The organism is Pseudomonas delhiensis, assembly GCF_900187975.1.
In the GTDB taxonomy this organism is placed as follows: domain Bacteria; phylum Pseudomonadota; class Gammaproteobacteria; order Pseudomonadales; family Pseudomonadaceae; genus Pseudomonas; species Pseudomonas delhiensis.
This window is the reverse complement of the sequence record NZ_FZPC01000009.1, coordinates 136173-157539: the sequence shown is the minus strand read 5'-3', so window position 1 is coordinate 157539 and position 21367 is coordinate 136173. Positions and strand designations below refer to the sequence as shown.

At 70.6% G+C, this 21367-nt stretch carries 17 protein-coding genes; all 17 read left to right on the top strand.

Going from position 1 to position 21367, the window contains the following annotated elements; genetic code table 11:
• Window positions 1-20 precede the first annotated feature (20 nt).
• The 17 genes from CHC02_RS10335 to CHC02_RS10255 all read left to right on the top strand — a co-directional run bounded on the left by CHC02_RS10335 (window position 21) and on the right by CHC02_RS10255 (window position 21355).
• Window positions 21-656: a DUF3540 domain-containing protein gene (locus tag CHC02_RS10335; protein WP_208604355.1), complete on the top strand. Its 636-nt coding sequence runs from the start codon at window positions 21-23 to the stop codon at window positions 654-656.
• A 15-nt stretch (window positions 657-671) separates the two neighbouring features.
• Window positions 672-1061, top strand: a complete 390-nt coding sequence (locus tag CHC02_RS10330) for a DUF4150 domain-containing protein (RefSeq protein WP_089391378.1) — start codon at window positions 672-674, stop codon at window positions 1059-1061.
• Between the two features lie 5 nt (window positions 1062-1066).
• Complete coding sequence (gene tssJ, locus CHC02_RS10325) at window positions 1067-1666, top strand: type VI secretion system lipoprotein TssJ (RefSeq protein ID WP_089391377.1); 600 nt, start codon at window positions 1067-1069, stop codon at window positions 1664-1666.
• 15 nt (window positions 1667-1681) lie between these two features.
• Window positions 1682-3028, top strand: coding sequence for a type VI secretion system baseplate subunit TssK (gene tssK / locus CHC02_RS10320; protein WP_089391376.1), 1347 nt, complete (start codon window positions 1682-1684; stop codon window positions 3026-3028).
• A gap of 67 nt (window positions 3029-3095) precedes the next feature.
• The gene (locus CHC02_RS10315; RefSeq protein WP_208604356.1) at window positions 3096-4361 is read left to right on the top strand and encodes a DotU family type VI secretion system protein; all 1266 of its coding nucleotides are present in this window, start codon (window positions 3096-3098) and stop codon (window positions 4359-4361) included.
• The gene (gene tssM / locus CHC02_RS10310) at window positions 4361-7999 is read left to right on the top strand and encodes a type VI secretion system membrane subunit TssM (RefSeq protein WP_208604357.1); all 3639 of its coding nucleotides are present in this window, start codon (window positions 4361-4363) and stop codon (window positions 7997-7999) included. Before CHC02_RS10315 ends, tssM begins: the two co-directional genes overlap by 1 nt.
• Before the next feature lie 13 nt (window positions 8000-8012).
• On the top strand, window positions 8013-8627 hold the full coding sequence (gene tagF / locus CHC02_RS10305; RefSeq protein ID WP_089391374.1) for a type VI secretion system-associated protein TagF: 615 nt from the start codon (window positions 8013-8015) through the stop codon (window positions 8625-8627).
• Window positions 8624-9607 (top strand): type VI secretion system protein TssA, encoded by a 984-nt coding sequence (gene tssA, locus CHC02_RS10300; protein WP_089391373.1) that lies wholly within the window; start codon window positions 8624-8626, stop codon window positions 9605-9607. Before tagF ends, tssA begins: the two co-directional genes overlap by 4 nt.
• A gap of 61 nt (window positions 9608-9668) precedes the next feature.
• Window positions 9669-10241: a type VI secretion system contractile sheath small subunit gene (gene tssB / locus CHC02_RS10295; RefSeq protein WP_089391372.1), complete on the top strand. Its 573-nt coding sequence runs from the start codon at window positions 9669-9671 to the stop codon at window positions 10239-10241.
• Window positions 10238-11743, top strand: a complete 1506-nt coding sequence (gene tssC / locus CHC02_RS10290) for a type VI secretion system contractile sheath large subunit (RefSeq protein WP_089391371.1) — start codon at window positions 10238-10240, stop codon at window positions 11741-11743. The genes tssB and tssC overlap by 4 nt, the downstream gene beginning before the upstream one ends.
• A gap of 125 nt (window positions 11744-11868) precedes the next feature.
• Window positions 11869-12351: an Hcp family type VI secretion system effector gene (locus CHC02_RS10285; RefSeq protein WP_089391370.1), complete on the top strand. Its 483-nt coding sequence runs from the start codon at window positions 11869-11871 to the stop codon at window positions 12349-12351.
• Between the two features lie 134 nt (window positions 12352-12485).
• Entirely contained in the window at window positions 12486-14099 is a 1614-nt protein-coding gene (gene tagH, locus CHC02_RS10280) for a type VI secretion system-associated FHA domain protein TagH (protein ID WP_089391369.1), read from the top strand.
• On the top strand, window positions 14096-14677 hold the full coding sequence (tssE, locus tag CHC02_RS10275; protein WP_089391368.1) for a type VI secretion system baseplate subunit TssE: 582 nt from the start codon (window positions 14096-14098) through the stop codon (window positions 14675-14677). Before tagH ends, tssE begins: the two co-directional genes overlap by 4 nt.
• A gap of 2 nt (window positions 14678-14679) precedes the next feature.
• Complete coding sequence (gene tssF / locus CHC02_RS10270; protein WP_089391367.1) at window positions 14680-16554, top strand: type VI secretion system baseplate subunit TssF; 1875 nt, start codon at window positions 14680-14682, stop codon at window positions 16552-16554.
• Window positions 16551-17603, top strand: coding sequence for a type VI secretion system baseplate subunit TssG (tssG, locus tag CHC02_RS10265; RefSeq protein ID WP_244160974.1), 1053 nt, complete (start codon window positions 16551-16553; stop codon window positions 17601-17603). Before tssF ends, tssG begins: the two co-directional genes overlap by 4 nt.
• Window positions 17604-17618: 15 nt before the next feature.
• A complete protein-coding gene (gene tssH, locus CHC02_RS10260; protein WP_089391366.1) occupies window positions 17619-20240 on the top strand; it encodes a type VI secretion system ATPase TssH in 2622 nt (873 codons plus the stop codon).
• Between the two features lie 365 nt (window positions 20241-20605).
• Entirely contained in the window at window positions 20606-21355 is a 750-nt protein-coding gene (locus CHC02_RS10255; protein ID WP_089391365.1) for a class I SAM-dependent methyltransferase, read from the top strand.
• Window positions 21356-21367: the final 12 nt, after the last annotated feature.

Sequence of the window (21367 nt, the reverse complement as noted above, 5' to 3'; positions counted from 1 at the left end):
TCAATTCGGAGGAAGCAACGATGATCAATGTCGAACACGCCGCGGCGATGCCGGCGCCGTCGCTGGGGCTGCTGCAGGGCAGCGTGGTGGATTGCCTGGCCGACGGCAGTTTCATGGTGCAGGCGCAGGGGCGCGGCTGGCATTGCCAGCGCTCGGCCAGTTGCCTGCTGGCGCCGGAGGAAGGCGACAGCGTGCTGCTGGCGCTGGCCGAGCGCCGCTACTGGATGCTCGCGGTGCTGGAGCGGGCCCGGGCGCAGACGCCGTCGCGGCTGAGCGTAGCCGGCGACCTGAGCATCTGCGCCCCCGGCGGCGCACTGCGCCTGGACGCCGGCCAGCGCCTGGCCATGGCGGCGCCGGCCTTCGCCCTGGAGGCCGATACCGGCGAATGCCGCGTGCAGGCGCTGCGCTACAGCGGCGACGAACTGTCGGCCTGGGTCGGCGCGGCGCGCTGGGTGGGCGGCACCTGCGAGACGCTGTGGCGCACCCTGAGCCAGGTCAGCCAGTCGCTGTTCCGCCAGGTCGGCGGCGTGGAGCACGTGCGCGCCGGCCACCTCGACTACCAGGCCGACGACAGCCTGCGCCTGCATGCGCGCAACACGCTGATCACTTCCCAGGACCTGGCCAAGCTCGATGCCCAGCAGATCCACGTCGGCTGAAGAAGGAGCACGCTGATGTTCGCCAATTGCCAAGCCGGTGGCCTCGATATCGCGGTCCCGGACGTCTGCCTGACGCCGCCGGTGCCCTTGCCGGTGCCCTACGTCAACCTCGCCCTGGGAGCGACGGCGGTGCCCAACATCACCAACATCCTGTTCGTCGGCGGGCCGGTGCACAACCTCGGCACCCTGGTGCCGCTGACCCTCGGCGACGCGCCCGGGAGCTGCGGCGGCGTGGTCTCGGGCACGGTGATGGGCCCCTCGCGGCACATCACCGGGGTCGGCAGCTTCATCCTCCAGGGCCTGCCGGCCACGCGCATGACCAGCCTGACGCTGCAGAACCTGACCAACGTCGTCGGCGCGCGCCTGCTGCCCAGCCAACTGAAGATCGCGTTGATGGGGAGCTGAGCGGCATGCACGGAGCATCCATCACCGCCGCCTGCCGGCGCCTGTTGCTCGGCCTGCTGCTGGCCTCGGCCACCGGCTGTGGCCTGTGGCCCTGGAGCGAGCCGGCGCCGCTGGAGCAGCTCAAGCCGGCCGCGCCGCTGGAGTACGGCGTGCTGTTCAACGCCGACGCCCGGCTCAACGCCAACCGCACCAGCCTGCAGCCGGCGCCGCTGAAGCTGCGGCTGTTCCACCTGCGGCGCCAGGAGGAGTTCCTCAACGGCGACTTCTTCTCGCTGCAGAACGAGCCGGCCACGGTGCTGGGCGACAGCCTGCTGGGCAGCGAGCAGTTCTTCCTGCTGCCCGGACAGCAGGGCAGGGCAGTGCGCTTCGAGGTGCCGCCGGGCATGCGCTACCTGGGTGTGCTCGGCGAGTTCCAGGACCTGCAGGCGAACACCTGGCGCCTGGTGCTGAGCCTGCCCGAGCCGGGCGTGGCGCCCCTGGCGCAGTTGTGGCCGGAGGCCGCCGGCGAAGGCGCGCGCACGCCGCGCTGGGATGCGCAGGTGTTCGCCGGCGCCGGCGGGTTGCGCCTGACCCCCTGCGCCCCGGAAGGCGCGGACTGCCGCTGAAGGAGAAAGCCCAGCATGAAACAAGCACACAAGATCGTCTGGACCGAAGGGATGTTCCTGCGGCCCCACCACTTCCAGCAGTCGGTCAGCTACCTGGAGCGCAGCATCGCCGACTGGGGTATGGCCCTGCACGGCCACCACTGGGGCTTCCTCGAACTGGACGTCGACCAGGCCGCGCTGCGCCAGGGGCTGGTGGCGCTCGACGCCGCCAGCGGGGTGATGCCCGACGGCACCTACTTCGCCTTCCGCGGCGCCCGCGAGGCGCCGCCGCCCCTGGCCCTCGGCGAAAGCAAGGGCGGCCAGGCGGTGGTGCTGGCCCTGCCGGTGCAACTGCCGGGGCGCGAGGAAGTGATCTTCGCCGAGCGCGCCGACTCCCTGGCGCGGCACCTGGCCTACGAGGCCGAGGTGGACGACTTCAACGCGGTGGCGGTGGGCAGCGCGCAGATCCAGGCCAGCCGCCTGCGCCTGCGGCTGATGCCGGCCAACGAGCTGAACGCCAACTGGATCGCCATGGGCGTGGTGCGGGTGCTGGAGCGCGGCGCGGACAACGGCCTGCGCCTGGACGCCGGCTACATCCCGCCGACCCTGAATTGTCGCCGCGACGACAACCTGCTGGCCTTGCAACGCGACCTGCAGGGTCTGCTGCAGCAGCGCAGCCAGCAGATGGGCCAGCGCCTGGAGCAGGCCGGGCGTGCCGGCGTCTCGGAGATCGCCGATTTCCTGCTGCTGCAGTTGATCAACCGCCACCTCGGCCAGGTCAGCCACGCCATCAGCCTGGCCAGCCTGCACCCGGAGCGGCTGTTCGCCGACTGGCTGGCGCTGGCCGGCGAGCTGGCCACCTTCACCCCGCGGCGCATGCTCAGCGCCGGCGAGCTGCCGGTGTACGACCACGACGACCTGGCGGGCTGCTTCGGCCGCCTGCAACTGCTGCTGCGCCAGGGCCTGTCGGTGATCCACGAGGACAGCGCCCTGCAGATCCCCATCGTCGAGCGCTCCCACGGCCTGAGCGTGGCCTCGCTGGCCAACCCGGCGATGCTCGACGACTTCGGCTTCGTCCTGGCCGCGCGCGCCGACCTGCCGGCGGAGAGCCTGCGCACGCACCTGCCGGCGCAACTGAAGGTGGCGCCGGTGCAGCGCATCCGCGACCTGGTGCAACTGCAACTGCCGGGCATCGCCCTGCAGCCGATGCCGGTGGCGCCGCGGCAGATTCCCTACCACTCCGGCTTCACCTACTTCGAGATCGAGCGGGGCGGGGAACTGTGGTCGCAGATGGAACGTTCCGGGGCCTTCGCGCTGCACGTGGCGGGGCATTTTCCCGGGTTGGAAATGGAGTTCTGGGCCATCCGCAACGAGCAGGGTTGAGCGGCGGCGAGGTTAGGCGCCGCGGGGAAGGGCCCCGTGGTTCCAGGAGAGGATGTTGAGGACGACGATGGAAGAGTCAGCCAAGGCAGCGCGCCAGGTCGGGATGGACCGGCGCGCGGGAGAGCGGTTGCCGCTGCGGGCGCGCAACCCGCTGGTGGAGGCGGCGACGCCGCTGTTGAACGCCATACCGCAGCTGCGCCATGCGCCGCTGCATGCCGACCCGGCCGCGCTGCGGCACCAGCTCATCGAACAGGTGCGGCGCTTCGAGGTGAACGGGCAGAAGGCCGGCCTCGGCCACGAGGTGCTGATCGGCGCGCGCTACTGCCTGTGCACGGTGCTCGACGAGGCCATCTCGCTGACGCCCTGGGGCCAGGCCTGCGTCTGGTCGCGCAACGGCCTGCTGGTGACCTTCCACAACGAGACCTGGGGCGGCGAGAAGTTCTTCCAGCTGTTGGCGCGCCTGTCGCAGAACCCCAGGGAGAACCTGCCGCTGCTGGAACTGCTGAACCTCTGCCTGCTGTTCGGCTTCGAGGGCCGCTACCGCGTCCTCGATGGCGGCCGCAGCCATCTGGAAACCCTCCGGCAGCGCCTGCAGCAGGTGATCCGCACGAGCCGTGGCGCCTATTCCGGAGCGCTGTCGGCGCATGCCCTGGACACCCCCGTGGGCAGCCGCACCTGGCGGCCGATGTTGCCGCTGTGGGCCTGCGCGGCACTGTTCGGCCTGTGCGCCTGCCTGACCTACATCAACCTGAACTGGCGCCTGGGCGACGCCACCGAACCGGTGCTCAGCGCCATCTACCAGGTGCAACTGCCGCGTGTCGAGCTGGAGATGCCGGCGGCGAGGCCGCTGGAACCGCGCATCAGCCTCAAGCGCTTCTTCCACAAGGAGATCGCCGAAGGCCTGGTCACGGTGCGCGACGACGAGCACCAGAGCGTGGTGATCATGCGCGGCGATGGCCTGTTCGCCTCCGGCGCCTCGAGCATGCAGCCGGCCTACCTGCCGCTGGTGCGGCGCGTGGCCCAGGTGCTCGGCGAGCTGGAAGGCAAGGTGCTGGTGCTCGGCTACACCGACTCCGACCCCATCCGCAGCGCACGCTTCGCCTCCAACTGGGAACTGTCCCAGGCCCGTGCCGAGTCGGTCGGCCGCCTGCTGCTGGATTCCGCGGCGCTGGCTGGCCGTATCCAGGCCGAGGGGCGCGGCGAGCGGGAGCCGCTGGCGCCCAACGACAGCCGCGCCAACAAGGCGCTCAACCGGCGGGTGGAGATCGCCCTGCAGGTTCCCCCGCGCAGACCGGCGCACCCCTGGCGTGGCCCACTGACGGAGGCCCATTGATGTTCGCTTCGCTGTTCAACTCGCTGCTCTCGGTATTCGCCAGCCGCCTGTTCTGGGGCGGCATGGGGATAGCCGCGCTGTCCATGCTGATCTGGACCGCCGGCCCGCTGCTGGCCGTCGGCGACCTGCGCCCGCTGGAGAGCGAGGTCAACCGCACCCTGACGATCACCCTGATCTGTCTGCTGTGGGGCCTGGCGCGGCTGTTGCCGGCGCTGTACCGCAGCTGGCGCAACCGGCACCTGCTCAAGCGCATGAGCCAGGAAGGGGAGAGCGCCGCCGGCGGCGGGCAGGGGGCCGAGCCGCGCCTGCGCGAGCGTTTCGAGGAGGCCACCCGCCTGCTGCGGCGGATGCGCTTCGACCGCGACGCCCGCGCCTCCGGCTGGCCGCGCTGGCTGTTCGGCCTGCTGCGCTTCGGCCGGCAGCACCTGTACCAGTTGCCCTGGTACGTGATCATCGGTGCGCCGGGCGCCGGCAAGACCACCGCCCTGGTCAACTCGGGGCTGCACTTCCCCCTTGCCGAGCGCTTCGGCAGCGCCGCCCTGCGCGGCGTCGGCGGCACCCGCAACTGCGACTGGTGGTTCACCGACGAGGCGGTGCTGCTGGACACCGCCGGCCGCTACACCACCCAGGAAAGCCAGCGCGAGCAGGACGCCGGCGAGTGGCTCGGCTTCCTCGGCCTGCTGCGCAAGTACCGGGCGCGCCAGCCGATCAATGGCGTGCTGGTGACCATCAGCATCGCCGACCTGCTGGGCGCCTCCGAGGCGGAGCTGTACGAGCAGGCCCAGGCCCTGCACCGGCGCCTGCTGGAGCTGCACGAGCAACTGAAGATCGACTTCCCGGTCTACGTGCTGCTGACCAAGGCCGACCTGCTCGACGGCTTCGCCGCCTACTTCGCCGACCTCGACGCCGAGCAGCGCGCCCAGGTCTGGGGCTTCACCTTCCCGCGCGCCTGGGGCGGCCAGGCCGACTTCGACCTGCCCGGCGCCTACGACCAGGAGTTCGCCCTGCTCCACGACCGCTTGCAGAGCGCGCTGCCGGAGGTCCTGGGCGCCGCCAGCGGGCTGGCCGAGCGCGGCGCCTGCTACCGCTTCCCGCAGGAGTTCCTGGCCCTGCGCGAGCCGCTCAAGGCCTACCTGCTCACGGTCTTCGCCTCGTCCAGCTTCGAGAGCGCCAGCTTCACCCCGCGCGGCATCTACTTCACCAGCGGCACCCAGGAAGGGCAGCCCTTCGACCGCGTGATGGGCGAGCTGAACCGCTACCTGGGCCTGGCCGCGCCGGCGCCCGGCCAGGCCGCCGGCGAGCAGGCCGCGCTGCCCGAGCGCGGGCGCAGCTTCTTCCTCCTCGGCGTGCTGCGCGAGGTGGTGTTCCGCGAGGCGGGCCTTGCCGGCAGCAACCGCTGGTGGGAATACCGCAACCGCGCGCTGCACTGGCTGGGCTACCTGTGCCTGCTGCTGGCGCTGGGCGCCGCTGGCTTCTGCTGGGCCTGGAGCTACCGCAACAACCTGGCCTACCTGGACGAGGTGCGCGCCAAGGTCGCGCCCCTGGAGCGCCAGGGCGAGACGCTGCAGCGCCTGGACGCCCAGGACTTCTTCCGCCTGCTGCCCTACCTCGACGACATCCTGCACCTGCCGCAGAGCCAGCAGTTCGCCCTGCAGGCGCCGCCCGGCCGCTACGGCTTCGGCCTGTACCGCGGCGAACTGGTCGGCAGCGCCGGCCAGGCGCTGTACCGGCGCGCCCTCAAGGAGCTGCTGCTGCCGCTGGCCGCCTTCCAGGTGCAGCACATCCTGCGGCAGGACCCGCGCACCGACCCGGACTTCAGCTTCGAGGCGCTCAAGGCCTACCGCATGCTCTACCTGCCCGAACAGTACGACGGCCGCTTCCTGCGCGCCTGGCTGATCTACAACCTGCAGCGCAGCCAGCCCCAGGCCGGCACCAAGGCCCAGTGGCAGCAGCTGGAATGGCACCTGGGGCAACTGCTCGACGAGCAGGTCCAGGCCTCGCCCTACCTGCGCGACGAAAAGCTGGAGGACGCCGTGCGCGCCTACCTGGCCCAGGTGCCCCTGGCGCAACGCATCTACGGGCGCCTCAAGCGCATGCTGCTCAAGCCCGAGGCGCTGAAGTCGCTGAGCGTCGCCGAACTGGCCGGGCCCCAGGCGGAGCTGGCCTTCAAGCGCCGCAGCGGCCTGCCCCTGGGCGAGGGCCTGCCGGGCCTGTTCACCCCGCAGGGCTACTGGCTGGCGTTCGACAAGCAACTGCCCGGCGTGGTCGAGGTGCTTGGCCGCGAGGACGGCTGGGTGCTCGGCTTCACGGCCCAGGCCGAGGCCCGCGAGGACGTCGAGAAGACCGTGCGGCTGCTCTACATGCGCGACTTCATCCGCACCTGGGACGGCCTGCTGGCGGACCTGGAGCTGACCAACGTGGCCAGCCTCGCCCAGCGCATCGGCACCGCGCGCCTGCTGTCGGCGGCCGACTCGCCGCTGCGCCGGCTGCTGCTCAACCTGGTGAAGAACGTCAACCTCACCGACGAGCGCGTGGACCGCGCCGCCAAGTCGCTGGTCAACGAGAAGGCCTCGGCCTCGCCGAGCAGCCCCGGCGGGCTGTTCGACGCGCTGTTCTCCCAGCGCGAGAGCCACGTCGAGATCGACGCCGCCAGCCAGCCCGAGCAAGTGGTGATCAACCACTATGGCGCCTTCATCGAACTGGCCGGCAGCCCCGGCGCGGACAAGGCCGAGGGCGGCATCCCCTTCGACGCCGTGCTCAAGCAGACCGATGGCCTCTACAACTACCTGACCGCGGTGCAGGGCGCGGCCAACAGCGGCATGCCGGTGCCGGCGGGGGACGTCATCACCCGCCTGCAGGCCGAGGCCGGGCGCCTGCCGCAGCCGTTCCAGGGCATGCTGCTGTCGCTCAGCGTGGGCGCCAGCACCGACACCCAGCTGCAGGAAATGGAGAGCACCCGCAGGCGCATCGGCGCCGAGGTCGGCAGTTTCTGCCGGCAGGCCATCGCCGGCCGCTATCCGTTGCAGCGCGGCGCCGCCATGGACATCGCCGCCGCCGACTTCGCCCGCATGTTCGCCCCCAACAAGGGCCTGATGGAGAGCTTCTTCCGGCAGAACCTGGAAGGCCGCATCGACACCTCCGGGCGCACATGGCGCTTCAACCCGGGGGTGGACGGCAAGACGCTGCCCGGCGGCGAGGGCCTGCTGCGCGCCTTCCAGCAGGCGCGCTCGATCCGCGACACCTATTTCAACGCCAGCCAGGAACTGCCCGGCTACCGCCTCACGGTGACGCCGGTGAGCATGGACAGCGAGGTGCTGAACATGGTGCTGGACGTCGACGGCCAGGTGCTGCGCTACAGCCACGGGCCGCAGGTGCCCATGGCCATCGGCTGGCCGGGCACGCGCAACAGCTCGCGGGTCAACCTGCAGCTGAACCTGGTCAACGGCGCCAGCAGCAGCCTGGGCACCACCGGCGACTGGGCGCTGAACCGCCTGCTCGACAAGGCCCGCCTGGCGCCCGGCAGCTCGCGCCTGTCGCGCCTGGCGACCTTCGAGCTGGACGGCCGGCGGGTGACCCTGGAGTTCACCCCCAACAGCATCCGCAACCCCTTCGAGGCCATGGCCTTCAACTGCCCCTGAGGATGATCCCGGCATGATTCGCGTGGAGTCGCTGATGGGCGACATCGGTTGGTACGGCAAGATTCCCAGCGCCGGCGATTTCGTCGGCCGGCGCCTGGCCCCCGAACTCGAGGACAGTTGGGTCGACTGGTGCGACGCCGGGCTGCTGCGCCTGCGCCAGGACGGCCACGGCTTCGCCGCCGAGCAGCGGCTGTGGAACTTCGTCCTGCCGTTGCAGCGGCCGCGGCCGCAACTGCTGATCGGCTGCCTGCTGGCCGGCAGCGACAGGGTAGGGCGGCGCTACCCGCTGTGCGCCCTGCGCAGTTGCACGGCGATGGACTGGGCGCGGCTTTCCCCGGCCGTGCTGGCGGCCTGGTTCGCCCGCCTGGGCAGCCTGCTGCGCCAGGGCCTGCACGAGCGCTGGGCGGTGGAGGCGCTCGACCATGCCCTGCTCACCCTGGACAGCCGCCAGGAGGCCGCCGCGGCGCTGCCGGCGCTGGGCGAATGCATCGCCGGCGGCGCTTCCAGCTACTGGTGGCGCTGGCTCGACGACGGCCCCGGCGTCGACCTGCTGCACCACTGCGGCGAGCCCGACGTGGCGCTGTTCATCCGTTTGTTCGGCAACGCCGGAGAAGGAGATCGCCCATGAGCGAATTCGACCTGCAAGCCCTGCTGCAACCCATCGAGGGCCCGCTGCCCTGCGGCGAGAACCTGGAATACGACGCCGGCTTCCTGGCCATGGAGCAGGCCGCCACCTACCGCCCGGAGCAGGAGTTCGGCAGCACCCTGATCGCCGCCGAGGCACCGGACTGGCAACAGGTCGAGCGCCTGGCGCTGGAGCTGTGCCAGCGCACCCGCGACCTGCGGGTGATGGTGCAGTTGGGCAAGGCCTGGACCCAGCTGCACGGCCTGGACGGCTACGCCCGGGCCCTGGCGCTGATCCACGCCAGCCTGGAGCGCTACTGGGACGGATTGCACCCGGCGCTGGAGTTCGACGGCGAGTTCGACCCGCTGCCGCGCATCGGCTGCCTGGCCGAACTGGGCGACCGCGGCGAGCTGACCCAGATGCTGCGCGCCTGCCCGCTGGTGGGCGGCGCCGCACCGCTTTCCCTGCGCGATGCGGTGGCGCTGCTCGATGGCAGCGGCGCGGCGCCCGAAGGCTTCCCCGGTGGGCGGCCGCGCCTGCAGCAGTTGCTGCAGGCGGGCACGCCGCTGCACGCGACCCTGGCCGGCATGGCCGAGCGCCTGGAGGCGCTGCGCGAACTGGCCGGCCGGCAACTGGACGAGGCCGCGCAACCGGACATGCAGCAACTGCGCCGCGGCCTCGCCCTGCTGTTGCAGGAGGGCACGGCGGCACCGGCCGCCGATGTGCCTGGTGGCGCCGCCGGCGCCACCGACGAAGCGTACCGCCCCGGTACCCGCATCGCCTCGCGGGAGCAGGCCCTGCAGGCGCTGGACGGCGTGCGCGACTACTTCCAGGCCCATGAGCCGAGCCATCCGGCGCCGCTGTTGATCGAGCGCATCCGCCGGCTGGTGGCCCGCGACTTCCTCGGCATCGTCGAGGACCTGGCGCCGGAGGCCATGGACCGGTTGAACCTGGTGCTGGGCACCTCCAGGGATTCGCCATGAGGCCGCCCGGGAGTGCCCCAGGGCATCGATTCGAAGCGTTGTACGCACAGGAGATTGGCAAGTGAGCCAGAAGCACAAGAAGTACCGCAGCGGGCAGAAATTCATCGCCCGCAACCGCGCGCCACGGGTACAGATCGAGTACGACGTGGAAATGTACGGGGCCGAGCACAAGGTCCAGCTGCCCTTCGTCATGGGGGTGATGGCGGACCTCTCCGGCAAGCCGGCCGAGCCGCTGGCACCGGTGGACGAGCGCAGGTTCCTGGAGATCGACGTCGACAACTTCGACGACCGCATGAAGTCGATCCGCCCACGGGTGGCCTTCGACGTCGACAACACCCTGACCGGCGAGGGGCGGCTGAACGTCGAGCTGAGCTTCCAGAGCATGGACGACTTCTCGCCGGCGGCGGTGGCCAACAAGGTCGAGCCGCTGCGGCAACTGCTGGAGGCGCGCACCCAGCTGTTCAACCTGCTCTCCTACATGGACGGCAAGAGCGGCGCCGAGGAGCTGATCTCGCAGATCCTCGCCAACCCCGAGCTGATGCAGTCGCTCAGCCGCCTGCCCAACCGCGCGGCCCCCGTGGAGCCGGACGCGCCCGTCGATGCCGTCGAGACCGCAGAGGAGGGACGCCCATGAATACCCAGGTGCAACGACCGGCCGAGGCGCTGCAGAGCGTCACCAGCGACGAGTTCAGCGCATTGCTGCAGAAGGAGTTCCGGCCCAGGACCGACCAGGCCCGCGAGGCGGTCGAGAACGCGGTGAAGACCCTCGCCCAGCAGGCCCTGGAGCATTGCGTGGTGACCAGCGCCGACGCCTACCGGGCGATCCAGGCGCTGATCGGCGAGATCGACGAGAAGCTCTCCGCGCAGGTCAACCAGATCATCCACCACCCCGACTTCCAGCAGTTGGAAGGGACCTGGCACGGGCTGCACTACCTGGTCAACAACACCGAAACCGACGAGATGCTCAAGATCCGCGTGATGAACGTCGGCAAGCGCGAACTGGGCCGCACCCTCAAGCGCTACAAGGGCGTGGGCTGGGACCAGAGCCCGGTGTTCAAGCACATCTACGAGCAGGAGTACGGCCAGTTCGGCGGCGAGCCCTTCGGCTGCCTGGTGGGCGACTACTACTTCGACCACGGCCCGCAGGACGTGGAAATGCTCGGCGAACTGGCGCGCATCGCCGCGGCGGCGCACTGCCCGTTCATCGGCGGCGCGGCGCCCAGCGTGATGCAGATGGAGTCCTGGCAGGAACTGGCCAACCCGCGCGACCTGACCAAGATCTTCCAGAACACCGAGTACGCGCCCTGGCGCAGCCTGCGCGAATCCGAGGACTCGCGCTACATCGGCCTGGTCATGCCGCGCTTCCTGGCGCGCCTGCCCTATGGCATCCGCACCAACCCGGTGGACGAGTTCGACTTCGAGGAAGACACCGACGGCGCCACCCACGGCAACTACACCTGGACCAACGCCGCCTTCGCCATGGCCGCGAACATCAACCGCTCGTTCAAGGAGTACGGCTGGTGCACCGCGATCCGCGGCGTCGAGTCCGGCGGCGCGGTGGGCGACCTGCCGTGCCACAGCTTCCCCAGCGACGACGGCGGGGTGGACATGAAGTGTCCCACCGAGATCGCCATCAGCGACCGCCGCGAGGCGGAGCTGGCCAAGAACGGCTTCATCTCCCTGGTGCACCGCAAGAACTCCGACTTCGCCGCCTTCATCGGCGCCCAGTCGCTGCAGAAGCCGGCCGAGTACTACGACGCCGACGCCACCGCCAACGCCCAACTGGCCACGCGCCTGCCGTACCTGTTCGCCTGCTGCCGCTTCGCCCACTACCTGAAGTGCATCGTGCGCGACAAGGTCGGCTCCTTCCGCGAGCGCGCCGAGATGGAGCTGTGGCTCAACGACTGGGTGATGAACTACGTCGACGGCGACCCGGCCAACTCCTCCCAGGAGGTCAAGGCGCGCAAGCCATTGGCGGCGGCCGAGGTGAAGGTCGAGGAGATCGAGGACAACCCCGGCTACTACGCGGCCAAGTTCTTCCTGCGCCCGCACTACCAGCTCGAAGGCCTGACGGTGTCCCTGCGCCTGGTCTCCAAGCTGCCATCGCTCAAGGGCGGGGAGGGCCAGGCCGGCTGAAGGCATTGACTTGCGTGCAGGAAAACAGAAACCCGCCAAAGCGGCTCGCGCGGCCGCGAAGGCAGGGACGTTTGGCACCGCCCCGGTAGGGGCGGCGAGATCATCAGTCATTCATAGGTAACCATATGTCTATCGATATGTTCATGCGCGTCGAGGGCGCAACCGGCGAGTCCAAGGATTCCAACCACAAGGGCTGGACCGATGTCGTGTCCTTCACCTGGGGGGCCGTGCAACCGGGCAACATGGGCGTCGGCGGCGGCGGTGGCGCCGGCAAGGTGCACTTCGACGACCTGCTGATCAATGCGCAGATCGACAAGTCCACGCCGGCGCTGCTCAAGTACTGCGCCAGCGGCAAGCACATCCCCAAGGTCGAGGTCTCGGTGTGCAAGGCCGGCGGCTCCCAGGTGGAGTACACGCGGATCATCCTCGAGGAGGTGCTGGTGACCGGCGTCAAGTACACCGGCGCCGACACCGGCGACCTGGTCAGCATGCTCTACAGCTTCCAGGCCGCGAAGGTCACCCAGCAGTACTGGGAACAGACCGAGCAGGGTAGCAAGGGGGCGGAGAGCAGCGCCGCCTGGGACATCAAGCAGAACCGCGTGGCCTGACCACGCAGGCGCCCCCGCCGGGGCGCCTTTTCCACCTTCGCGGCCGGCCGGGTGAGCCCCGGCCGGCCGCCAACCTGCGCCCCGCAGCGGGCGTGCCGGTCCAGCCGGCCCAGTCGGAGAGGGAAGCAAGCCCCATGCGCTTCACCATCGTCGAAAGCCCCGCGGCCGAGCGGCCGCCGAAGGGGTTCCATGATTTCAGCGTGCCTGGCGGCAGCATCGGCCAGGACACGCACAACCACCTGGTTCTGCCGGACAGCACCCAGACCATCGCGTCGCTGCAGAGCATCGTCTACATCTCCTCCCGCGGCGACTGCCACCTGAGCAGCTGCGGCGGTGCCCGTGCCGAGACGCTCAACGGCACGCCGCTGGAGGCCGGCCGCCAGTACCGGGTACAGGAGGGCGACGTCCTGCAGATCGCCGGCTACCGCCTACAGGCCTGCCAGCCACTGGCCGAGGCCGCGGGGGACGATACGCCGCCGCCGGCAGTGAAGCAGGCGCCGGTGCCCAGCGAGGTCTGGGCGGCGCTGGACAACGAATTCGTCGCTCCGCTGGACGCGCTCGCGCCGCAGCCGCCACTGGACCCGCTGCTGGCGCCGGCGGCCGCTGTAGAGGAGGCGGCCGACCCCCTGCTGGGCTGCGCGTCACTGCTGGCGCTGGGGGGACTGGCGCCGCCGGTGGAGAGCCCGCACCGGCTGTTCCCGGTGGACGAGTACGCCGCCGCGCAGCCCGACATCCTCGCCGACACCAGCCCCACCGTGCTCTTCGACGGCCTGCCGGCCGCCAACAGCAGCTTCATCGACGACCTGATCGACATCGGCATGCTGCCGCTGAGCCAGTCGGTGGCCCAGCTCGCCGAGGGCGACGCCCTGGAGATGCCCTTGTCGGCGGCAGCGGCCGCACCGGCAGCTCCGGCCGACGTCGTGGCTTTCGACGCGCCGTGCGAGCCGGAGGCTGGCGCCAATGATTTCGACTTCCTGCTCGGCGGCGCGGTGCCGCTGACGGCCTCGCTGGAGGCGCCGCCGCCGCTGGCCCAGGAGCCCGCTGCTGAGGAACAGGCATCGCCGGCCGCCGAGATCGGGCCGGCGCCCGCGCCGGAAGCCCCGGCCGTGGACCCCGCCGGGCCGACGGGGCTTGGCGCGTTGCTCGGCGGCCTCGGCCTGGACGGCCTGGGCGCCGAGCCGCACTGGTCGGCCGAACAACTGCAGCAACTGGGCCGGGTGCTCGCCGTGCTGGCCCAGGGCAGCGTGGCCTTGCTGGCCTCGCGGGAGATCTTCCGCCGCGGCATCCGCGCGGGCACCGAGGCGCCCTCGGGCGCGCCCGGCAACCCCTTGCAGATACTGCCTTCGGGCCAGGCCGCGCTGATGCAGATGTTCTGCACGCCCATGCCCGGCTTCATGGCCCCGGAACAGGCCGCGCAGGCGGCCATGGTCGAGTTGCAGGCGCACCAGGTCGGCATGGTCGAGGGCATCCGTGCCATCCTCGCCGCGGTCTTCGCCGAGTTCGCCCCCGAGGCCCTGGAAGCCCAGGCGCCACAGGGCCCGCTGCGGTTCCTGGCGATGCGCCGCAAGGCGCAGTGCTGGGATGCCTTCGTCCAGCGCTACCGTTACCTGCAGGCCGACGCCGACAGCGACATCCGCGGCGCCTTCGGCCGCACCTTCCGCCAGGCCTACGACAAGCAGTGCGCGGCGCTGCGGGCGTCCCTGGGCGCAGGGCAGCAGATAGCGCATGGCGGGGAGGGGCGGCCATGAGCGGCCTGGAAAGACCCGCGCCGGCCACGCTCCTGGCGCGCCGCGGCGCCCGGCACGGCCGCGAAGCCATGGGGCCGGCGCCCCGGGCCGGCCAGCCGCGCCTGCAGCCCTCGCTGCTGGACCGCCTGACCGACGACCAGCCGCAGCAGCGGCAGGAATCCGCGCAGCAGCGTTTCATCTGCCAGAGCGCCCTGCGCCGGATGGTCCTGCGCGACCTCGGCTGGCTGCTCAACTCGGTGGCCGCGGGCGACCGCGAGGACTTCGCCGCGCACCCGCTGGCCGGGCGCTCGACGCTCAACTTCGGCATCGCGCCGCTGGCCGGCCGCTGCCTCTCGGAAATCCCCCTGCAACGCCTGCAACAGGGCATCGCCCAGGCCATCCTCGATTTCGAGCCGCGCATCCTCGCCGAGGGCCTGCAGGTGCGCTGCCTCGCGCCGCAGGAGGGCGGCACCTGCGGCAACAGCCTGGCGCTGGAGATCAAGGGCCGCCTGTGGTGCACCCCGGTCCCACAGGAGTTCCTGTTCCGCACCGACGTCGACCTGGAGAGCGGCACCTTCGACCTCAAGGACCTGGGCTGAGCATGGACGGCAAATTCCTCGACTACTACCAGCGTGAACTGCTGTACCTGCGCGAGATGGGCGGCGAGTTCGCCGAGCGCCACCCGAAGATCGCCGCGCGCCTGGGCATGAGCGGCAGCGAAGTGGCCGACCCCTACGTCGAGCGGCTGCTGGAGGGCTTCGCCTTCCTCTGCGCGCGCATCCAGCTGAAGATGGACGCCGAGTTCCCGCGCTTCTCCCAGCGCCTGCTGGAAATCCTCCATCCCCACTACCTGTCGCCGCTGCCGTCGATGGCCATCGCCGAGCTGCGCCCGGACATCCGCAAGGGCGAGATCAACGGCGGCTACCGGGTGCCGCGTGGCACCGCCATCGAATCCGATGCGTTGCGCCGCAGCGGCACCGCCTGCAGCTACCTGACCGCCCACGAAGTGACCCTGCAGCCGCTGGCGCTGGAGCTGGTGGAACTCGGCGGGCTGCCGCCGGACCTGCCGCTGGCCGGCCTGGGCGCCGACGCCGGGCGTTGCCGCGCGGCGCTGCGCATCCGCCTGCGCACCCTCGGCCAACTGGCCCTGAAGGACCTGCGCCTGGAGCGCCTGGCGTTCCACCTGAGCGCTGCCGAGGTCCAGGCCCAGGCGCTGCTGGAGCTGCTCATGCAGCACAGCGTCGGGGTGGTCTGCCAGGGCCTCGGCGAGCAGCCGCGGCGGTTGCTGCTGGATGCCGATGCGCTGCGCCACGACGGTTTCGCCGAGGACGAGGCGCTGCTGCCGGTGGACCTGCGCAACTTCGACGGCTACCGGCTGCTGCAGGAATACTTCGCCTTCCCCGCGCGCCTGCTGTTCCTCAGCATCGGCGGCCTGCAGGCGTTCTTCGATGGCGCGGCGGACCTGCAAGGGCAGGGCTTCGAACTCATCGTGCTGCTCGACCGCCAGGACACCGAACTGGCGCGCCACGTCGACGCCTCCCACCTGGCGCTGCACTGCACGCCGGTGATCAACCTGTTCCCGCGCACCGCCGAACGCATCGTGCTCAGCGAGCGCACGCCCGAATACCACCTGGTGGTCGACCGGGCGCGCCCGCTGGACCATGAGGTGTTCTGCGTGCGCAGCGTGCACGGGCTGTCCGCCGCGCTGGACAGCGAGCAGGCGTTCCGGCCGTTCTATTGCACCTACGCGGCGGACCACGCCAACCATGGCGCCTACTTCTCGCTGCGCCGCGAGCCGCGCCTGCTGGCCGAGCGCGCGCGGCGCGGCGGGGCCGGCGCGCAGTACGCCGGCAGCGAGGTCTTCGTCTCGCTGGTGGACGAACGCGAGTCGCCCTGGCGCGGCGACCTCAAGTACCTGAGCGCCGAGGTGCTGTGCAGCAGCCGCGACCTGCCGCTGCTGCTGCGCGGGCAGGACCCGGGGCGCTTCCTGGTCCCCGACGCCATGCCGGTGAGCGCCGTGCGCCTGCTGCGCGGGCCGACGCCGCCGCGCCCGGCGCTGGCCCAGGACCAGGTGGCCTGGGGGCTGATCAGCCAGTTGCAGTTCAGCTACCTGAGCCTGATGGACGGCGAGCATGGCGAAAGCGCCCTGCGCCAGTTGCTGAGCCTGTACGCCGACCTCGCCGAGCCCGGCGTCGCCCGGCAGGTGCAGGGGCTGACGCGGTGCCGCCTGCGGCCGATCTACCGCAACCTCGCCGAACCCGGCCCGGCGGCTTTCTGCCGGGGCCTGGCGGTGGAACTGATGGTCGACGAGCAGGCCTTCTCCGGCGCCAGCCCCTACCTGCTGGGGGCAGTGCTCGACCGCCTGTTCGGCCGCCTGGTCACGCTCAACAGCTTCGTCGAGACGCGCCTGCTCGGCCAGCAGCGCGGCGAGATCGGCCGCTGGGCCGCGCGGCGTGGCCGCCGGGGGCTGCTGTGAGCGCCGCCGCCCCCACTGCGCGCCTGGCGGAGGACTTCTGGCAGCGGCTGATGGCCGAGCCCCACCGCCACGACCTGTTCCAGCTACTGCGCCGCCTCGACGCCCAGGGCGGCAGCCCCTGGCGCCTGGGCCGCGCGCCTTACCCGCGGGACGAGCCGCTGCGCCTGGGGCAGGAGGCGTCCATGTCCTTCGCGTCCTCGACCCTGGCGGCGGTGAAGCCGCGCCCCGGCAGCCCGCTGCACGAGCTGAGCATCTTCAGCTTCGGCCTGTTCGGGCCCAACGGGCCGCTGCCGCTGCACCTCACGGAATACGTCCGCGAGCGTGTGCAGCACCACGGCGACCGCAGCCTGCAGGACTTCTGCGACCTCTTCCACCACCGCCTGATCCTGCTGTTCTACCGGGCCTGGGCTGACGCGCAGCCGACGGTCTCGCTGGACCGCGCCGAGCAACGCAACTTCGACCGCTACCTGGCCTGCCTGATCGGCCTGGGCCCCGACGCCACCCCGCGGGACAGCCTGCCCAGCCACGCCAAGTACGCCCTGGCCGGCCACCTGGCGCGCCAGTGCCGCGACGCCGAAGGCCTGGAAAAGGTCCTGCGGCACTACTTCGGCCTGCCGCTGCGCCTTGTCGAGAACTGCCCGACCTGGCTGCCCATCGAGGCCGCCGAGCGTGCCCAGCTGAGCGCCGGGCGCCAGGTGGCGCGCCTGGGCGAGGCCATGCTGCTGGGGCTGGCGCGCCTGGACCTGCAGCACGGCTTCTGCATCGAACTGGGGCCGCTGGAGATGGCCGACTACCAGGCCTTCCTGCCCGGCGCGGCGCGCACCGGCGAGCTGCGCGACTGGGTCCGCCAATACCTGGGCCTGGAGTTCTTCTGGCAACTGCGCCTGCTGCTGCGTTGCGACCAGGTCCAGGGCGCCAGCCTGGGCGATGGCGCCCGGCTGGGCCTGAGCAGCTGGTGCGGACAGCGCCACAGCGAAGCCGACGCCGGCGACCTGGCCTACACCGTGGAGCCGCTGGACCGCGGCTGCACCGTCTTTCCAACCCCCTGAACGGAGTTCTGGCCCATGGCCGAGATCAGTCGAAACGTCCTCTTCAGCAAGCTCAACCGCGAACTGCTGGATGCGCTGGAGCAAGCCACCGCCCTGTGCAAGCTCCGGGGCAACCCCTACGTCGAGCTGGCCCACTGGCTCTACCAGCTGCTGCAGCGGCCGCAGGGCGACCTGCAGCGGGTCATGGCCTACTTTGACCTGCAAGCCGAGGCCCTGCAGGAGGACCTGCTGGCGGTGCTCGACCGGCTGCCGCGCGGCGCCGGCTCGGTGCAGGACCTGGGCGAGCACATCGACAGCGCCGTGGAGCGCGCCTGGGTGTTCGCCTCGCTGCAGGACGGCAGCGCCAGCATCCGCGGCGCCCACCTGCTGCTGGGCCTGCTCACCACCGTCAACCTGCGCAACCAGCTGCGGGCCATCTCGCCGCAGTTCTCGCGGATCAACGCCGAGACCCTGCAGCAGCGCCTGCACAGCATCGTCGAAGGCTCCAGCGAGTCGGCCCTGGGCCTGCACGCCGAGCAGGCCGCACCGGCGCAGGCGGCCGGGCAGGGTGCCCTGCAGCGCTTCGCCCAGGACCTCACCGAACGGGCGCGGCGCGGCGAGCTGGACCCGGTGGCCGGGCGCGAGGAGGAAATCCGCCAGATCATCGACATCCTCATGCGCCGCCGGCAGAACAACCCGCTGCTCACCGGCGAGGCCGGCGTGGGCAAGACCGCGGTGGTCGAGGGCCTGGCCCTGCGCATCGCCAGCGGCGACGTGCCGGCGCCGCTGCGCGGGGTGCGCCTGTGCCTGCTGGACATCGGCCTGCTGCAGGCCGGTGCCGGGGTCAAGGGCGAGTTCGAGGCGCGCCTGCAGGCGCTGATCGAGGAGGTGCAGGCCAGCACCGTGCCCACGGTGCTGTTCATCGACGAGATCCACACCCTGGTCGGCGCCGGCGGCACCCAGGGCACCGGTGACGCCGCCAACCTGATGAAGCCGGCATTGGCCCGCGGCCAGCTGCGCACCATCGGCGCCACCACCTGGTCGGAGTACAAGAAGTACATCGAGAAGGACCCGGCGCTGACGCGGCGCTTCCAGGTGGTGCAGGTGCAGGAGCCGGACGAGCAGCGCGCCCTGCTGATGCTGCGGCGCATCGCCGCCGCCCTGGAGAGCCACCATGGCGTGCTGCTGCTGGACGAGGCGGTGGTCACCGCGGTGCGCCTGTCGCACCGCTACATCCCCGCCCGGCAGCTGCCGGACAAGGCGGTGGCCCTGCTCGACACCGCCTGCGCGCGGGTGGCGGTGAGCCAGGACGCCGAGCCCGCGCCCATCGAGGACTGCCGCCAGCGCATCCAGGCGCTGGAGATCGAACTGGAGGTCATTGAACGCGAGCGCGGCATCGGCCTGGGCGAGCCCGAGGCCGTGCAGGCCCTGGGCGCGCGCCTGGAGCAGGCGCGTGGCGAGTTGCAGGCGCTGCAACTGCGCTGGCAGGAGGAAAGATGCCTGGGCCTGGAGATCATCGCCCTGCGCCAGGCGCTGGCCGGCGAACCCCAGGCCGATGCCCGCGACGATCAAACGGAGGCCCGCCAGCGCCTGGCCGAACTGCAGGAACAGTTGCAGGCGCTGCAGGGCGAGGCCCCGCTGATCTTCCCGGCGGTGGACGCCAACACCGTGGCGGCGGTGGTCTGCGACTGGACCGGCATCCCCCTGGGACGGATGCTCAAGGACGAGATCCAGGCGGTGCTGCAACTGGGCGAGACCCTCGGCCAGCGGGTGATCGGCCAGCGCCAGGGGCTGGACGCCATCGCCCGGCGCATCCGCACCTCGCGCGCGCGGCTGGACGACCCGCGCAAGCCGGTGGGCGTGTTCCTGCTCTGCGGGCCCTCCGGCGTGGGCAAGACCGAGACCGCCCTGGCCCTGGCGGAAACCCTCTACGGCGGCGAGCAGAACGCCATCGTGCTGAACATGAGCGAGTTCCAGGAAGCCCACAGCGTCTCCACGCTCAAGGGCGCGCCGCCCGGCTACGTGGGCTACGGCGAGGGCGGCGTGCTCACCGAGGCGGTGCGCCGCCGGCCCTACAGCGTGGTGCTGCTGGACGAGATCGAGAAGGCCCACCCGGACATCCACGAGGTCTTCTACCAGGTCTTCGACAAGGGCTGGATGGAGGACGGCGAGGGCCGCCACATCGACTTCCGCAACAGCGTGATCATCCTCACCTCCAACGTCGGCAGCGAAGTGGTCGAGGCGCTGTGCCGCGAAGGCGCCGAACGCCCCAGCCCCGATGCCCTGGCCGAGGCGCTGCGCGCGCCGCTGCTGGAGGTCTTCCCGGCGGCCCTGCTGGGGCGGCTGCTGGTGGTGCCCTACTACCCGCTCGACGACGCCACCCTGGGCGAGATCATCCGCCTGCAGCTGCAGCGCATCGGCCAGCGCATGCTCGACAACCACGGTATCGACTGCCATTTCGACGACGCGCTGGTGCAACTCATCGTCAGCCGCTGCACCGAGGTGGAGTCGGGCGGGCGGATGGTCGACGCCATCCTGGTCAACGCCCTGCTGCCGCAGATCAGCCACAGCCTGCTCAGCGCCACCCGCGAGGGCCATCGCTACCGCCAACTGAGCGTCGGCGTGGAGGAGGGCGCGTTCCGCTGCGAGTTCGCCTGAGAAACGGGCTTCGGCCCTCTCTCCAACAGGAGAGGGCCGAACCTCGGCATCAGGCACTTCAGGTCTCGGGGGCTGGCTTCTTGCCTTCTCTACATCACCCATACCGTCCCGGCTGGTGGCAGGGGAGTGCCATCTTCCGCAATTGCACCAGACACTGATGGCACATTCGGTTTCAACGTAGCGCTGGAAGCTTGTCAGCCCTCGCCAAATGGCTATGGACGAATTCAGACGGAAATTCAAGCCAGGCCAACAATCTTTGTCGGAGAATGCATCCGCTCCCTGGCATAGGACGAGGGACGCTGATGATGTTTAAATGATAGTGAGACTTTTTATCATTTAAATTTCAGTACCCCGGGAGGTTTCCCATGGTGTCCATTCAGTACTCCGATCCCTATGCCTTGTCCGCAGAATTCTATGACGTGCTCAGCGAGCAGCAATGGTTGAAACGTCGAGACTCCATAAGCGCGGCGTTGCAGGAGGTCGATCCGCAGGGGCTGATTCTCGATGTCGGCGCTGGCACCGGGCCGTGCGTGCAAGTGATCGCCGATGCCTTGCCCCAGGCTCGGATTCTTGCGCTGGAACCCTCGGCGGCCATGCGAGCGGCGTTGCTTGGCCGGCTGATGCGCAGCGCCGATCTGCGTCAGCGGGTCACTGTGCTGGCAGGCACGCTAGAGCAGGTGACCTTGCCGCCACAACTGTCAGCGGCGGTGATCTGCGGCACTCTCGGCTACCTCGATGCACTCCAGCGCCAATGCCTATGGCAGCAATTGTCGGAGCGCCTGGATGAGCTCGGCATCGTGATTGTCGATGTGATGATGCTCGACACGCCGCAGCCGGTGCCGCTGATGCAGGTGGCCTGTGCCGAGATCGGCGAGCACCTCTACCGGGTCTTCCTGCAGGGTGAGCCGGCGGGTGGGGACCTGATGCACTGGACCCTCGACTACCAGGTGCTGGCCGGCAACAGCGTGGTGCGCCGTTTCAGCGCCAAGCATGACTGGCACACCTTTGGCCTGGAACAGGTTGCCCAGGAGGCTGGCGTAGCGGGTTTTGTCCTGGAGCCGCTGGGCGACGCACTGATCCCGGCCGCGGTGCTGCGCCGCCGTCCACACAGTTAATTCCTATTCGGG